Source organism: Deltaproteobacteria bacterium (assembly GCA_016875225.1).
Lineage (GTDB): Bacteria > Myxococcota_A > UBA9160 > SZUA-336 > SZUA-336 > VGRW01.
The window spans coordinates 17,460-32,569 of record VGRW01000021.1 but is presented as its reverse complement, the minus strand read 5'-3'; the positions used below and the strand labels follow the sequence as shown (position 1 = coordinate 32,569).

General features: G+C 71.1%; 13 protein-coding genes. 7 read left to right on the top strand and 6 right to left on the bottom strand.

The features are described 5' to 3' along the window. Positions 1–25: 25 nt before the first annotated feature. Complete coding sequence (locus tag FJ108_07565) at positions 26–733, bottom strand: hypothetical protein (GenBank protein ID MBM4335753.1); 708 nt, start codon at positions 731–733, stop codon at positions 26–28. 60 nt (positions 734–793) lie between these two features. Here FJ108_07565 and FJ108_07560 point away from each other — a divergent pair, with 60 nt between their 5' ends. Next, positions 794–1,507, top strand: a complete 714-nt coding sequence (locus FJ108_07560) for a hypothetical protein (protein MBM4335752.1) — start codon at positions 794–796, stop codon at positions 1,505–1,507. On the opposite strand, the gene FJ108_07555 is transcribed toward FJ108_07560, so the two are convergent. After that, positions 1,392–4,622, bottom strand: coding sequence for a hypothetical protein (locus tag FJ108_07555; protein ID MBM4335751.1), 3,231 nt, complete (start codon positions 4,620–4,622; stop codon positions 1,392–1,394). The two genes, FJ108_07560 and FJ108_07555, sit on opposite strands and share 116 nt — an antisense overlap. 74 nt (positions 4,623–4,696) lie before the next feature. On the opposite strand from FJ108_07555, the gene FJ108_07550 reads away from it, so the two are divergent. The 3 genes from FJ108_07550 (at position 4,697) to FJ108_07540 (ending at position 6,216) form a co-directional block, all read left to right on the top strand. Continuing rightward, positions 4,697–4,963 carry a glutaredoxin gene (locus FJ108_07550; GenBank protein MBM4335750.1) on the top strand — a complete coding sequence of 89 codons (267 nt, stop codon included), beginning with the start codon at positions 4,697–4,699 and terminating at the stop codon, positions 4,961–4,963. Positions 4,964–4,983: 20 nt separating this feature from the next. Next, the gene (locus FJ108_07545; protein MBM4335749.1) at positions 4,984–5,754 is read left to right on the top strand and encodes a hypothetical protein; all 771 of its coding nucleotides are present in this window, start codon (positions 4,984–4,986) and stop codon (positions 5,752–5,754) included. A gap of 69 nt (positions 5,755–5,823) precedes the next feature. Continuing rightward, positions 5,824–6,216, top strand: coding sequence for a hypothetical protein (locus FJ108_07540; GenBank protein MBM4335748.1), 393 nt, complete (start codon positions 5,824–5,826; stop codon positions 6,214–6,216). Between the two features lie 29 nt (positions 6,217–6,245). Here FJ108_07540 and FJ108_07535 read toward each other — a convergent pair whose 3' ends face one another. From FJ108_07535 to FJ108_07525, 3 genes are read right to left on the bottom strand one after another with little or no spacing between them, the layout of a single operon-like run. After that, positions 6,246–6,614, bottom strand: a complete 369-nt coding sequence (locus tag FJ108_07535; GenBank protein ID MBM4335747.1) for an RNA-binding S4 domain-containing protein — start codon at positions 6,612–6,614, stop codon at positions 6,246–6,248. A gap of 23 nt (positions 6,615–6,637) precedes the next feature. Then, entirely contained in the window at positions 6,638–8,410 is a 1,773-nt protein-coding gene (locus tag FJ108_07530; protein ID MBM4335746.1) for a SulP family inorganic anion transporter, read from the bottom strand. 3 nt (positions 8,411–8,413) lie between these two features. Next, a complete protein-coding gene (locus FJ108_07525; GenBank protein MBM4335745.1) occupies positions 8,414–8,887 on the bottom strand; it encodes a pyridoxamine 5'-phosphate oxidase family protein in 474 nt (157 codons plus the stop codon). Between the two features lie 210 nt (positions 8,888–9,097). Between FJ108_07525 and topB the strand changes: the two genes are divergently transcribed. From topB to FJ108_07510, 3 genes are read left to right on the top strand one after another with little or no spacing between them, the layout of a single operon-like run. Next, positions 9,098–11,854, top strand: coding sequence for a DNA topoisomerase III (gene topB, locus FJ108_07520; protein MBM4335744.1), 2,757 nt, complete (start codon positions 9,098–9,100; stop codon positions 11,852–11,854). After that, positions 11,851–12,717 carry a carbon-nitrogen hydrolase gene (locus FJ108_07515; GenBank protein MBM4335743.1) on the top strand — a complete coding sequence of 289 codons (867 nt, stop codon included), beginning with the start codon at positions 11,851–11,853 and terminating at the stop codon, positions 12,715–12,717. Before topB ends, FJ108_07515 begins: the two co-directional genes overlap by 4 nt. A gap of 1 nt (position 12,718) precedes the next feature. Further along, positions 12,719–13,732, top strand: coding sequence for an agmatine deiminase family protein (locus tag FJ108_07510; GenBank protein ID MBM4335742.1), 1,014 nt, complete (start codon positions 12,719–12,721; stop codon positions 13,730–13,732). 31 nt (positions 13,733–13,763) lie between these two features. On the opposite strand, the gene FJ108_07505 is transcribed toward FJ108_07510, so the two are convergent. Then, positions 13,764–15,110 carry an aminotransferase class I/II-fold pyridoxal phosphate-dependent enzyme gene (locus FJ108_07505; GenBank protein ID MBM4335741.1) on the bottom strand — a complete coding sequence of 449 codons (1,347 nt, stop codon included), beginning with the start codon at positions 15,108–15,110 and terminating at the stop codon, positions 13,764–13,766.

Below are 15,110 nucleotides of genomic sequence, written 5' to 3'. Positions count from 1 at the left end.
TAACTATTTGACAGTAAAAGAGATTTTACACGACGAGCGAGGCGGGCACGAGGATGCAGTGGCAGCTTGCGCAGGCGTGGACCTCGCCTGCCACCACGCGATTCATCACCTCGGGCGGCAGCGTGCGATGACACGCCGAGCAGCCGCCGTGCTCGATGCGCGCGATGCCGTTGGCGCGGGTCTTGAGCGCGCGCGAGTACAGGGCTTCGACCTTCGGACCGAGCCCGCTCAGGAGCGCCGTTCGCACTTCGCGGTGCTGCGCGAGGCGCCTCTCGACGTCGGCGAGCTGCTCGCGAAGCTCGTCGGTCTCCTTCTTCACCTCGCGGTCGGACTGTTTCGCGGCCGCCTCCGCGTGCCGCAGCTCCTCGGTCGCCGCCTCGATCGCCTCCATCGCGACCAGGATCGCGTCCTCGACCTCGGCAATGCGCTTGGAGTGCGTCTCGATCTCGTGGAGCAGGGTCGTGTACTCCTTGTTCGTCTTCACGACCGCCGATTGCGCTTGGAACTTGCTGCGCTTGGAGCCGAGATCCTGAACCTCGGCCTCGCGCGTGCGGCGGTCCTTCTCGGCGGACTCGAGCCGCGCGCGCGCCTGTGCCGCGAGATCGCTCGCGGCTGCGGCGCGCGCCTCGGCGGCGTCGATCACCTGCGGCAGTCGCGTTCGCTCGCGTTCGAGCGACAGGATCGCAGCCTCGGTCTCGGCGAGCTGAGACAGGCTCGGATTCGAGGCATCCATCGCGGCGAAGCTCTCACGTCGCCCTTCGCCGGTCAACCGATTCGACTAGACTCCGAGACGATGTCGGACGACCGGTACGCACCGCCGCAAGCGAACCTCACCCAGCCGTCGCTGGCCGTCGCTGGCACCGGCAGCTTCGACCTCGGGCTCGCGTTCAACGAGGCGTGGGCGAAGACCTGGGCCAACTTCGGACTCCTGCTCGGAGTCGGTCTCGTCGGCGTGCTGCTCGCGCTCGCGTCGATGGTCACCGTCGTCGGAATCTTCCTGCTCGTGCCGGTCTTCGCCTGGGGTGCCATCCGCTTCCTGCTGAACGTGATCGACGGGGAGGCGGAGTTCGCCGACCTGTTCAGTGGCTTCCAGGACTACGGCCGCTCGCTGCTCTCGATGCTCCTGCTCTTCGTTCTGAGCTCGCTGATCAGCGCGCTCGGACAGTCCTTGAGCCTGATCGGAACCGCGGCGGGCGCGCCGATCCTCGAGGCGGTCGGGGGAATCGTGAACCTGGCGTGGACCTTCCTGGTGATGGCGCGGCTCAACTTCGCCTGGTTCTACGCGGTGGATCAGGGTCTCGGCCCCGTCGAGGCGCTGCAGACCTCGTGGGACGCGACCTCGGGCCTCAAGGGTGGCTGCGCTGCACTGATCGTCATGTCGCTGGTCGTCGTCATGGTCGGGCTTTTGTGCCTGATCGTCGGCGTGATTCCGGCGTCGATGATCGCGTACTTGCTTCCCGTCTCGGCCTATCGGCAGATGGTGGGGCGGCGAAGCGCCGCTGCATGAACTGGTACTCCTCGGCGAACGCGCGGTCGTCGGGGTATTCGTTCGCGGCCGATCTCGCGACCAGCAGCGCCTGATCCGTCGCGCCGTTCAGCGCGGCGCTCCAGGCGATCCAGAACCACATCGGCTTGTAGCCGACCTCCTCGCGCCAGATCGCGACCACGCGCGCGAACTCGCGCAGCGTCTGGAAGCGCGAGGCGCTCGCGATCCAGCTCGCTGCGTTCATGCGCACGCGGCGGTCGTTCTCGACCTTGATCTCGCGCAGCTCGCGCCGCAGCGCGATCGAATCTTGGCTTGCGAGTGCGGCGATCAGCCGGAGCTCGCGCGCTTCCGTCTCGAAGCTGCGGTGATCGAGCCCGAGCGCGCGCGCCTCTTCGCGCGCCTGGCCGCTGCGCCTGGCCAGGCGGGCGACGCGATCGACGTCGAGGCTCCGGTGCTCCTCCGAGAAGAGCGATGCGACTTCGCTGGCCCAGAAGGTCGGCGAGACGCGCGCGAACGAGAGATCCCGCTCGATCTGCGCGTCGCCGGACTCGCGGCGAGCGTGGTCGATGCCGCCACTCGGCGGGAGCGGAGCCGCCTCGACGCGCGCGAGGATCGCCTCGGGCCCGAAACGCGCTTCGTAGAAGCGGGCGAGCACCGCGTAGCGCGTGAGCGTCGCGTCCGCCGGATCGAGCTCGCGAAAGGCGAGCCTGTCGATCCAGCGCGAGATCCCGGATTCGATCTCCGCTCGCAGGTCCGAGCGCGCCTCCGGCTCAAACTTGCGACAGGCGAGGAGCAGAGACACGCCGCTCGCCACGTACCAGCGCAGCCGTCCGCGCTCGGGCTCGGTTTGCGCGCGCCAGAGCTCGAGATCGAGCCCCTCGTCCGAGAGCGACGTGTCGAGCCGCGCGATCAGCTTCTCGACCGCAGGCGTCACCTCTTCCGCCATGATCTCGAGCGCGAGCGGAAGATCCGCGCGCTCGACCTGCAGCGCATCCGCGAGCGCGAGCCTCGGGTCGACGAGCGGCGTGCCGAGCTCGTCCTCGAGCGCCGGGATCTGCACGAGGCGAAGCTCGCGCGCGAGCGCGCGTCCCTCGTCGAGCTGGCCGGCCTTGAAGAGCGCGATCACGCGATCGATCGACATGGACAGTCGTGTGCCCCCGACCGGCGTGCGCGAGATCGCCTCCGACAGCGCCTGCGCGGCCAGCTCGTACTGACCGGTGTAGTGGTACAGGCCGGCGAGCTCGGTGTAGTTCGACGCGTCCTCGTCGCCGCCGGCGATGAGCCTGCGCATCTTCTCGATCGCGCGCTGATAGGTCTGGAAGTGCCAGTCGCGCTGCACGTCGATCATCGTCCGCGCGTACTGCGGATCCTCGAAGATCCGCGAGGAGAGGAACCAGCTCGAGCGCGTGTTCTCGCCGGAGAAGCGCAGCAGCACCTCGAGCTTCGTGAGGTCGAAGAGCTCCCCGCTGCCGAAGCTCTTGTAGGCGAGCTCCAGGCTCTCCTGCAGCGACGCGCCCGGGAACGCGAGCGGCTGCCCGGTCTGCAGCACGTAGGTGAGCCAGACTCCGTCGTTCTCCCGCTCGGCCCAGGCCAGCGCCGCATGCGCGGGCAGTCCGATCATGTGCGCGACCCGACCCTGCCGCGCGGCGATCTCCTGATAGAGCTCGGAGAGATCGTCGCAGTCGCCGCGGAGCATTCCGCCGGCCTGGGCGGAGAGCGTCTGCAACGCCGTCTGGTGTACGTCGCCCGAGACCGTCCGCGTGCCGATCAACAGCGGAATCCGCGGGTCCGGGCTGTCGAAGGTGTAGACGAGCAGGTACTGCCCGATCAGGTCCAGGTGCGCCGCGTCGGGTAGCGCGGCAGCGGCCCGCCGGTACCAGATCTCCGCCGCCGCTTCGCCCGCTCCCTGCACCGGGTCGAGCCGGCCGTGTGCGGTGACGAGCGCCAGAACGTCGGAGTTGGGCGCCGTCACGACGATGTGCGGCGGAAGCGCATCGCGCAGTGCCGCCCACTCGACCCCTGGCCCGGTGCTCGGGAACGCCTTGCGCCAGGCGTCGGGCTCGGATCGCAGACCGTGCGCGGAATCCCAGGCCGCGATGCGCTCGGGGCCGTTCCACAGCTCCGCCTCGATCCAGCGCGAAGCGTCGCGAATCGGGTCGGCTCCGCCCGGAAGGCGCACGACCAGGCGCGTCACGCTTCCGTTGCTGTAGTAGGCGGGAAGCGGCGCGAACACCGCATACCCGACACGTTCGCGTGTCGCCAGGGTCCAGACGCGCGCTCCGAACGCATCCTCGACGAGCTGCATCTCGGCACCTGGCCGCCCGAAGCTCGCGATCGGAAGCATGGTCTCGCAGCGCAGCACGGCGTCGCGCACGGCGTCGGTCAAGGCGCGGGGCGCGTGCAGGACCGAGAGCCATCCGGCGCGCACGAGCCGGCGCGCGAAGCTCGGAGGGATCAGATCGAGATCGTGCTGCGCGTCCTCCAGGGTGATCTGCGCCAGGATCTCCGCCAGCGCCGACCGGCTCTCGGGCGCGATCGGCGTATTCGGCAACGAAGCGATCAGCGCATCGACGGCCCGCGCGAGCCGTTCACGGCTCGCCGCGTGCTCCGCGCGCGTCTGCTTCGCGAGCGGCTCGCGGGGCCGCTCCCGCAACACGCCTTCGCGCACGACGTACAGGTCGCGGCCGACGAGGTAGGCGCCGGTGAGCTCCTCCTCGTAGAGAACCAGGTCCTCGCCGCGAAGCCCCGAAGCGCGCGCGTGCGCGAGCAGCGCCGGCAGATCGCGGAGCGGATCGGAGTTCCATCCCGCGAGCAGCCCCCAGCTCGCGCGCAGCTCGCCGATTCCGGTCGCGAGCGCGAGCCAGTCGCCCTCGCGCGCGCGCAGGATCTCGTACTCCTGCCCCGGAGCCGCGATCCAGTAGCTGCGTTCGCCGCGCACGACGAGGTCGGATCGCGAGGGCAGGATCGACCCGACCTCGGCGGCCGCGACCTCGCGCGGCGCCGGCGCGGGCTTCGAAAGCTCGCCGTCGGAAGAGCGCGCCTCCGGCGCGGCGTCACCGGCTCGAGTCGGGAGCGGCGGCGCTTGGGCGCAAGCGATCAGCAGCGCGGCGAGGACGGCGGCGACGAGGCGACGCATCGGCACCCGGTACCTTACCCGCTCCGGCTGAAGTAAGCTCCGCGTGCCCGACCCTACGGGTCGCCGAGGAGGCGATGAAGGCTCCGAATCTGTCGCTCTACCATTTCGACGGCTGTTCCTACTGCGGGCGCGTGCGCTCCGCCCTGAACCGTCTCGACCTCCAGCTCGAGCTGCGAGACATCGAGCTCGATCCCGACCGTCGGCGGGAGCTGGTGCAGGCGACGGGCAGACAGACGGTGCCGTGCCTGCGCATCGAGCTGCCCGGCGGCGGCGTGCGCTGGATGCACGAATCGCTCGACATCATCCGCTACCTCGAGACCGAGGTCGCGAACCGGGGCTGAGCGCCCCGCGCGCCTGCGCGATGAAGACCATCGACGCGCGAGGAACAGCGGCGGATCCGATCGACTACTCGCGAGCCGAGGTCGCGGTGCGCACGGACCTTCCGGCGGCGCATCGGCGTGCATGGCTCCGGCTCGCCTCGCCGGGGACCTGGTGGACCGGCGCGGAGCGCGTGGCGATCGCGCGCGAGGTGCGGAGCGAAGCGAGCTGCGCGCTCTGCGCGGCGCGGCGCGACGCGATCGCGCCGGGCGCGGTCCCGGGCGAGCACGCGGCCGCCGCACCGCTCGACGCGGCGGCGGTCGAGGCGGCGCACCGCATCGCGGGCGACCCCGGCCGGCTCTCGAAGCGCTGGCTCGAAACTCTCGAAGCGGCCGGTCTCGAGAGCGGCGCGTACGTCGAGCTCGTCGGTGTCGTCGTGACGGTGGTCAGCATCGATGCCTTCTGTCGCGCGATCGGCGTGGCAAAGCACGCGCTTCCGCTGCCGCTCGCCGGCGAGCCGTCGCACTACCGACCGAGCCAGGCGCGCGACGACGGAGCCTGGGTGCCGATGATCCCCGCGCTCGGCGCGACCGGACGCGAAGCCGATCTCTGGCGCCGGGGAGCGACGGGAAACGTGATCCGCGCACTGAGCCTCGTGCCCGACGAGGTCCGCACGCTCGCGGATCTGAGCCGCGCGCACTACCTGCCGATGGAGCTCGTCCCGGACCCGAGAGCGAGAGTGGGAACGCTCTCGCGCGCGCAGGCGGAATTCCTGGCCGCGCGCGTCTCCGCGCTTCGCGAGTGCTTCTACTGAACCAGCTCCCACGCGCTGCTGCTCCGTGCGAGCGGCGAGATCGACGGCACACGCTACGGCGTCGAGGCCGTGGCGACGGGAGACGAAGCCGGCTCGAGCCTCGTCCCGAACGGTCCGGCGCTCGGCGCCTTCGCCGAGGCGCTGGTCGGACGCGACGACCAGGCGCTCTCGCGCGCGCGGGAGCGGGTGCGCGCGGCGCTCGGGCCCGCGGGGCTCGTGGACGCTGCGGCCGTTGCGTCGAACTTCGAGCGCATGGTTCGGATCGCCGACGCCACGGGGATTCCACTGGACCGCTCGGTCGCGGCGCTCGGCGCCGATCTCCGCGACAGACTGGAGCTCGATCGTTTCGCGTCGGCCGCGCAGACTCGGCGCCTCGGATGGCTCGGTCGAAGCATCGCGCCGGCGCTGCGCTTCGCGCTTCCATTCCTGTTGCGCCGCCTGCCGCGCCGCGCGGGGCGCTGAAGCTCGAGACTCCGCGCGCCCGCGGACGGCTACGACCCTCCGCCGCGGAAGCGCTCGAGATCCCGGCGCTCGCGCTTGGTCGGGCGCCCCGCCCCGGGAGCGCGCTGCGGCATGCGCGCGCGCAGCGGTCGGGCTTCGGGCGGCGGCGAGTGGTCCAGGAAGAGCTCGCGCGCGAGCGCCGCGGAGAGGCGTTTCTCCGCGAGCGCCGTCACCTCGAGAATTCGCGGTCCGCGCTCGGTCTGCGCGCTCACGCGGTCGCCGACTCGCAGCCCGTGATGCGGCTTCACTCCCTCTTCGTTGACCTTCACCCGGCCGCCCACACAGGCCTGTGTCGCCTGGGTTCGCGACTTGTACACCCGCGCTGCGCAGAGCCAGCGATCGATCCGCACACTCTCCATCGCCGGGAGTCTAAGCCGGCCGCCTAGATCTCGTACTGCCAGTCGTCGTCGGGCTCGTTGCGGAACAGCTCCGTGTCCGGGAGCGGGCGAAGCCGCCGGCGGGCGAGATCGAGCGCTCGCTCGAGGCCCTCGAAGAGCCGGCCGCCCGTGAGCAGCAGCGCCTCGGGCCCGAGCACCAGGCCGAGCTCGGTGCGCGCGAGCAGGGCGCGCAGCGGCTCGTTCAGGCCGCAGAGCACCAGCATCGCGCCGCGCGACTCGAGCTCCGTCGCCACGCGTCGCAGCACCTCGAGCACGGTCGCGTCGAGATGCCGGGCACGCTTCAAGCGCAGCGTGACGAATGAGGGACCGCGCGCGGCGATCTCCTTCAAGCGGTCGGCGAGCTCGGGCGCGACCGCGAAGTTCAGATCTCCCTCGAGCTGCAGGAGCACGGCCGGGGTCGCGCCGGTACTCGCGTCGATCGGGATCTCGCGCAGGCGCCGCTGCCCGCTCTGCACGAGCTCGACCATCTGCAAGCGCCCCGCGCGCCGAACGAGCAACGCCAGCGACAGAAGCAGCCCCGCGTACACGGCCGGCACGAGATCCAGCCAGAGCGTGACGGCGAACGTCACGACCAGAACGGCGGCGTCGCCCGGAGTCGCCGCGGCGCGTCGGATCTGCGTCGGCGAGATCGAGGCGAAGCCGGTGAGCACGATCAGGCCGGCGAGCGCGGCCAGCGGCACGCGCTCGAGCCCTGGCGCGAGAACGGGCAGGAACAGCGCCACGAGCCCTCCGGCGGTCGCGCTCGCGAGGCGGGTGCGCGCGCCGGAGAGCCGCGCGGTGAGGGAGCGCGTGAGCGAGCCGCTGGTGCACTGCGCGCCGACCAGAGCCGCGGTCACGTTTGCGACCCCCTGCGAGAAGAGCTCGCGATCCGGGTCGAGCGCGGGGCCGCGCCCGGGCTCTAGCGCGCGGGCCGAGGCCATCGCCTGCACCGTGACGAGCAGCGAGAGCGCGAGCGCGGGCGGCAGGATGTGGGCGGGATCGAACCCGCGCGGAGCGTGAAAGCCGGGCAGCTCGAGCGCGAGCGCCTGCAGTCGCTGGAGTCCTCCCTCTCCTTCCGTCCAGCCGAGCGCGGTCGCGGCCGCCGCGACGAGCGCAAGCGCCGCGAGCGCCGCCGGAAAGCGCGGACCGAGACGCCGCGCCGCCAGGATCAGCACGGGAACCGCGCTTCCGACGACGAGCGCGCGCGGATCCGCGGCCCCGATCGCGCTCGCCGCGCCGCGAAGCGCCCACCAGACGTTCGGCACCCACACCGACGTCTCGTGCGGCGCGGGCTCGACCCCCGCCAGCATCGGCAGGTAGCGAAGCGCGATCAGAAGACCGACGCCGGCGTTGAACCCGGAGATGACGGAGTCGGACAGGAAGCGCGACGCCCGCCCGTAGCCGAGCACGCCAAGCCCGATCAGGATCAGTCCCGCGCACAAGGCGGTGGCGAGCGCAGCCGCGACCGGATCGGCCCCGCGCGCGACCGCGGGCGCGACCACCGAGACGCCGAGCAGAAGCGCCGTCGGGTTCGTGGGTCCCGTCACCATGAAGCGGCTCGAGCCGAACAGCGACCCCATCAACGCGGGCAGCGCCGCCGCGGCCAGGCCCATCTCGGCGGGCAAGCCCGCGACCAGCGCGTAGGCGACGGCCTGGGGGATCGCGAGCGCCGCGATCGCGAAACCGGCGAGGAGATCCGGCAAGACGTCCGCACGGCCGGTGCCGCGCAGGTGCGGGGCGAAACGGCCGAGCGCACTGCGCAGCGGACTCTGCTCCAACGACTATTCCCGAGCCGCGTCTGCGGGGAAGTCGACCTCGAAGCGCTCGAGCAGTCCGCGCGCGCAGACCGCATGGCTCGGCTCGAGCAGGTACATCTCGACCCCGGGGCGCGCGATGAAGACCTTCGCGTCGGGCAGCTTCGCGACGTAGCGCTCGATCGCCCGCGCGCGCTCAGGCTCCGACTCGATTTGCTGCAGCCGCCCCTGGATCGTCACGCGGGCGAACCGGCTCATGTTCGAAAGCCCGACGCCACGGGTGTCGATCTGCGCGCAGGCGCCGTTTCCGCCGCGGAGGTAGCGCCGCTTCATCGACCCGGGGCTGGTGCCGAAGATCAGGCGCGCCGGGTCGTCCTCGGCGAAGAACATGACCGAGCTGTACGGCGGATCCCCCGCCTCGGGACCTGCGAACGAGAAGACCGCGAGGCTCTCGCTGCGGAGAACCCGTCGGATCGTCTCGAGCTGCTCGTCCCGGGTCATCAGAGCCCGTCTAGCACGCGCGGCGCGGGCTTGTAAATCCGCTTCCCGGACGTGCAGTTGTGCGCATCTCGCCGGGCCAGGACCGCGCCCCGCAACGGAACGGTTGGCGGCGGGCTCAGGCTCGCGCGCGGGATCCCCGAAGAAGGACGGGCGCTTGCCTAGGACAGGAGCGAGGGCTACTAGGGTCGATTCCCAGAACCGGGAGGAGCATTGGCAAAGTCACTCGTGATCACGGAGAAGCCCAGCGTCGCCCGCGACATCGTCGCGGTGCTCGGCGGCTTCACGGAGCACGACGGATTCTGGGAGTCGGACGACTTCGTCGTCACGTTCTCGGTGGGGCACATCGTCGAGCTGCTCTCCCCCGAGGATGTCGACCCGCTCTACAAGCGCTGGACCCTGGACACCCTTCCGATCCTGCCCGGCGAGTTCAAGCTGAAGCCGAAGTCCGGGCAGTCCGAGCGCATCCGCACGATCAAGAAGCTGCTCTCGCGCAAGGATGTCGACTTCGTCGTGAACGCCTGCGACGCCGGGCGCGAGGGCGAGCTGATCTTCCGCGAGATCCTCGAGTACCTGGAGTGCGACAAGCCCACCAAGCGCCTGTGGCTGCAGTCGATGACTCCTGCGTCGATCCGCGCGGGCTTTGCGGCGCTCGTGGATGGTTCGAGGTACGACGGGCTGGGCGCCGCCGCCTCGTGCCGCTCGAAATCGGACTGGCTGATCGGCATGAACGCGACCCGCGCGCTCACGCGGCGACTCAAGGCCCGCAAGGAGAAGACCGCCTGGTCGGCGGGGCGCGTGCAGACGCCGACGCTGGCGATCCTGGTCGACCGCGAGCTCGAGATCCTCGCGCACGTTCCGAGGCCCTACTGGCAGCTCGAGGGGCGCTTTCGCGCTGGCGATCACGAGTACGCGGGCACGTGGTTCGATCCGGAGTTCCGCGCGCCCGAGGGCGAGGAGCGGGAGAACCGCGACGATCGGATCTTCGAAGAGGCGCGAGCGAACCGGCTGATCGAGACCACCCGCGGCAAGCCGGCCGTGGCGAGCGAGACGCGCAAGCCGAGCCGCGAGACGGCCCCGCCGCTCTTCGACCTGACCAGCCTGCAGCGCGAGGCGAACCGGCGCTTCGGCTGGTCGGCGCGCCGCACGCTGAACGCCGCGCAGCGCTGCTACGAGGCGCACAAGCTGCTCACCTACCCGCGCACCGACTCGCGCTGCCTCCCCAACGACTACCGCGCGAACGTCGACGAGGTTCTGCGCGCCTTCGCGCAGACCGGCCCGTTCCAGGCCGAGGCGACCCACCTGATCGAGAAGGGGCTCGAGAACACCGAGCGCACCTTCGACGACACGAAGGTCTCCGACCACTTCGCGATCATCCCGACCGGCAGACTGCCCGAGTCGAGTCTCTCGGGCGACGACGAGCGCCTCTTCGATCTGGTCTCGCGCCGCTTCCTCGCGAACTTCTACGAGCCCGCGGTCTGGAACCGCGTCGAGCGCGTGACCGAGGTCGCGGGACAGGAATTCCGCTCGCGCTCTCGCACGCTCGACGAGCCCGGTTGGCGTTCCGTGCTCGGGCAGGTGGAGCAGGACGAGCAGCTTCTGCCGCCGCTGGTCGCGGGCGCGAACGAGGCCGAGGGCGTGGGCGTCTCGGTTCTCGGCGTCGAGCTCGAGGCCGACAAGACCAAGCCGCCCGCGCGGATCACGGAAGCGCGCCTTCTCTCGCTGATGGAGTCGGCGGGAAGCGACATCGAGGAAGAGGAGATCGCGGCGGCGATCTCCGAGAAGGGCATCGGGACCCCGGCGACGCGCGCGGACGTGATCGAGAATCTGATCGCCAAGAGCTATCTGGTGCGCGCGAGCAAGTCGCTGCGCCCGACCGTGAAGGGAATCCGGCTCGTCGACGTCCTGCGCCGGATCCACATCGACCGGCTCGCCTCGCCCAAGCTCACCGGCGAGCTCGAGTTCGACCTGCGACAGGTCGAGCACGGCGCGATGCGCGCCGAGCAGTTCATGGAGGAGATCGTCGCGTACACGCGACAGATCACCGACGTCGCCAAGACCTTCCAGTACGAGGACCTGTACCCGGACGAGGAGCCGCTGGGCGCCTGCCCGCTCTGCGGCAAGCCGGTGTACGAGCGATCGTGGTTCTACCGCTGTCTCGAGGTTCCGGGCGTGTCCGCCGACGACGACTGTCGGATGCGGATCTGGAAGGACAAGTCGGGCCGCTACATGGACCGGCAGACCGTGCGCACGCTGCTCGAGAAGGGCGAGACCGAGGAGCTCGAGGGCTTCGCCGCGCGCGACGGACGCACCTACAGCGCGCGGCTCACGCTCGAAGACGGCGAGGTCGTGCTCCACCCGATCGCGGGAAGCTCGAGCGAACGGGTCAGCGAGACACCCGAGTACGAGGTCGACGAGGAGCCGCTCGGGCCGTGTCCGATGGGCTGCGGCAGTCAGGTCGTCGAGACTCCGACCCACTTCCAGTGTCAGGCGGGAAGCGCGAAGCAGGCCGAGAACGAGGCGAAGGCGCGTGACTTCGAAGCGGCCCACACCGAAGCCGGCAAGCGCCGCAAGCGCTACAAGGTTCCGGACGAGGACAAGCCCTGCGGCTTCCTGATTCCGCGCACCGTGTGCAAGCGCGAGATCACCCGCGACGAGGCGATGAAGATCCTCGGACCCGAGCGGAAGACCGATCTTCTGACCGACTTCACGTCGCGATTCGGTCGGCCCTTCTCCGCGATCCTGTTCCTGAAGGAGAACGGCAGGCACGGCTTCGAGTTCGCGCCGCGACAGCCGCGAGGCAAGGCGGCGGAGACCGAAGAGGCCGAGCCCGCAGCCGGAGCGGAGCCCGGCGCGGAAGCGGCTGCACCGAAGAAGGCGCGAGCCGCGAAAAAGACGAAGGCGGCCCCGCGCGCGAAGGCGGCCGCAGTGAAGCCCCCCGCCAAGAAGGCCTCGCGGAAGAAGGCGTGAGCAGGGTCCGGCGCATCGGTCTGGTTCAGCAGGCGGTCGGCGACGACCCGGAGCGGAATCTGCTGCGCGCGGAGCAGGCGATCCGCGAAGCGGCTTCGCGCGGAGCGGAGCTGGTCTGCCTGCAGGAGCTCTTCCGCACCCGCTACTTCTGTCAGCGCGAGGACGCCGCGCTCTTCGACCTGGCCGAGTCGATTCCGGGACCGACGACCGAGCGAATGTCCAAGCTCGCGGCCGACTGCGGCGTCGTGCTGGTCGTGCCCGTCTTCGAGCGCCGCGCCGCGGGGCTGTACCACAACTCCGCGATCGTGATCGAGCGTGACGGGACGATCCGCGGTCACTACCGGAAGATGCACATCCCCGACGATCCGCTGTTCTACGAGAAGTTCTACTTCGCGCCCGGCGATCTCGGCTTCCACTGCATCGACACGTCCGTGGGCCGGATCGGCGTGCTGATCTGTTGGGACCAGTGGTTCCCCGAGGCCGCGCGACTCATGGCGATGGACGGCGCGGAGCTGCTCTTCTACCCGACCGCGATCGCGTATCTCGATGGCGAGACCGACGAGGAGAACGCGGCGATGCGCGAGTCGTGGCTCACGGTGCAGCGCGGCCACGCGATCGCGAACGGCGTGTTCGTCTGCGCCGCGAACCGGGTGGGCCGCGAGGAGCGGTTGCGCTTCTGGGGCAGCTCCTTCGTCGCGGATCCGCGCGGCCAGCTGATCGCGCAGGCCGACGATTCGTCCGAGCAGGTGCTCGTGGTCGAGTGCGACCTGGCGCGAATCGAGAGCCAGCGGCGCGGCTGGCCGTTCCTGCGCGACCGCCGCATCGACGCGTACGGCGAGCTGCTCTCGCGCTTCCGCCGCTAGCATGACGGCGCGCCTGCACATGCCCGCCGAATGGGAGCCGCACCAGGCCACCTGGCTCGCCTGGCCGCACGCGATCACGACCTGGCCGGGCTGCCTCGACGCGGCCGAGCGCGAGTTCGAGCTGCTGGTCCGCACGCTGGCGCGCTTCGAGCGCGTGGAGCTCGTGGTCCAGAGCGAGGCACAGCGCGCCCGGATCGAGGCTCGCCTGGGCGAGGTCGCCCGCGGTGACGCGCTGCGCCTGCACGTGATCGCGACCAACGACGTCTGGATGCGCGACATCGGCCCGACCTTCGTTCGCGGCCCGGACGGCCTGGTCGCGCTCGACTGGACCTTCGACGCCTGGGGCGGCAAGTACCCGCCGTGGGACCGCGACGACGCGGTCGCGGCGCGCGTCGCCGAGCTCGCGGGAGTGCGCCGCGAGCGGCCCGGGATCGTGCTCGAGGGCGGCGCGATCGAGGTCGACGGCGAGGGCACGCTGCTCGCGACCGAGCCGACGCTTCTCGATCCGAAGCGGAACCCCGGCATCGATCGGGCCAGGATCGAAGCGCTCCTGCTCGAGCTACTCGGCGTAGAGAAGACCATCTGGCTCGGCGACGGAATCGAGGGCGACGACACCGACGGGCACATCGACGACATCGCCCGCTTCGTCGCACCCGGCCGCGTGGTCTGCGCCCGCGAGCCCGACCCGAGCGACCCGAACCACCGGCCGCTCGAGGACTGCATCGCGCGCCTGCGCGCGGCGACCGACGCCCGGGGTCGCTCGCTCGAGGTGATCGACCTGCCGATGCCGCCGCCGGTTCGCGCGGACGGCGACCGGCTCCCGGCGAGCTACGCGAACTTCTACGTCGCAAATCGGGCGGTGCTGGTGCCCGTCTTCGACGCGCCCTCCGACCGGAAGGCGCTCGATGTGCTCCGCGCGGTCTTCCCGGGGCGGGAGATCGCGGGCATTCCCTCGCGCGCGCTGGTTCGAGGGCTCGGCGCGGTGCACTGCCTGACGCAGCAGCAGCCCCGCTAGACCGGGGTCGCCTAAGGCGCGAGCGGCGCAGTCAGGCGGAGAGAGTCCGTCGCGCGGGGCGAAGCGCGAGTGACAGCGCATCCGCGACGGCGGCCGCGTCGTCGCGGCGAAGCGAGGCGGTCGTGATCCGGAGCGCGGGCGCGCTGTGGATGCGGAAGCGGGCCCCGGTCGAGACCGCGAAGCCCGCCGCGAGCAGCGCGCTCGCGGCGGCGTCCTCGTCGGGAACCGGCACCCAGACGTTCATACCCGAGCGTCCGAACGCCGCGAGGCCGCGCTCCGCGAGCGCCTCCAGGAGCGCGCGTCTCCGTTCGGTGTAGGTTCGATCCGCCTCGCGCAGACCGCGCTGCACGCCCTTGTCGCCGAGCAGCGCGGCGACCGTGCGCTGCAGCAGATGGCTGACCCAGCGCATGCCCAGAGCGAGGCGGCCCTCGACGCGCGCGAGGGTCGCCTCGTCACAGGCCAGGAACGCGACCCGGAGGTCGGGGCCGAGCGCCTTCGAGACCGATCGCACGATCGCGAAGCGCTCTACGCCGCTCGAGCAGAGCGTTCGCGCGGTGGCGCCCGCGACGCTGCCGCCGTGGTCGTCTTCCAGCACGAGCGTGCCCGGGTGCGCGCGGAGCAGACCGCGGAGTTCGCGCGCGCGTCGGTCGTCGAGAGCGGAGCCGAACGGATTCTGCGCCCGGGTCGTGACGACCAGCGCCGCGAGGCCCGAGCGCAGCGCACGCTCGGTCGCCCCGGGCTTCGGTCCCGCGTCGTCGATCTCGATCGGGACCGGCACCAGGCCGAGCGCGGAGACCAGATGGAAGACGGCGGGAAAGCCGGGGTCCTCGACGCCGACCCGGTCTCCGGGCCGGAGCCACGCGGCGAGGGCGCGTTCGATCCCGTCGAGCGCGCCGCTCACCACGGTGAGCGAGTCGGCGGGAATTCCGTCCGCGACCAGCGCCCGGCGCGCGATCCGCATCAGGCCCGGGTCGCAGAGATCCCCGCCGTAGAGCATCGAGCCGGCATCGATTCCGCGCAGCGCGGGTCCCAGATCGGGCAGCAGCGCCGGATCGGGATTTCCGCTGGCCAGGTCCACGGCGTGCGCGGGCAGACGCGCGGCCGCGCGCGCCTGCGCGATCGGCGGGTGATGGCTGATCGCGGATCCGCGCCGGCCCTGCGCCACCACCAGGCCGCGCAGGCGCAGCGTGCGGTAGGCCGACGCGACGGTCGTCGGACTGACGCGCAGGCGCGTCGCGAGCTCCCTCACCGTGGGCAGCTTCGCGCCCGAGCCGAGCGCGCCGTCCCGCAGCGCGGTCTCCACGCTCGAAGCGATCTCGACGGCGGTCTTCCCTGTGATATGCTGTGCCAGTACAGACTCTGTATTGTTCTGTAACAA